The organism is Streptomyces iakyrus (genome assembly GCF_000717055.1).
GTDB lineage: Bacteria > Actinomycetota > Actinomycetes > Streptomycetales > Streptomycetaceae > Streptomyces > Streptomyces iakyrus.
This window is the reverse complement of the sequence record NZ_JNXI01000111.1, coordinates 1-373: the sequence shown is the minus strand read 5'-3', so window position 1 is coordinate 373 and position 373 is coordinate 1. Positions and strand designations below refer to the sequence as shown.

The 373-nt window shown below is 71.0% G+C and carries 1 pseudogene; it reads left to right on the top strand.

Features of this window, described 5'->3' with window-relative positions:
* Positions 1-373: pseudogene (locus OO68_RS41760) on the top strand (transcriptional regulator); the annotation flags it as partial.

Below are 373 nucleotides of genomic sequence, written 5' to 3'. Positions count from 1 at the left end.
GCCTACGACGTCGCCACGAAGCTCGGGTTCATAGACCTTTCCGCGATCGCCCTGGACCGTCTGGAGTGGGCGGCACACCGGGCGTCGGACCCGATCCTGAGCGGCATGCGGCAGTACCTGCGGGCACTGGCCTACCTCCGTGCGAGTGACTACCGCACGGGCAAGCGGCTCGTGCAGCTCGGCATGACCACTCTGCAGCAGGCAGACCGCGGCCGGGAAAGGGACGTCCTCACCGGGCAGATGCACCTCGGCGCCGCAGTGCTGGCCGGCCGCGACAAGGACGGCGACACAGCCGATGGCCACCTGGCCGAGGCCGAGCGGATCGCCGAGCGCACGGGCCCGGCCGAGCGTGTGCACTGGCTCAGCTTCGGCC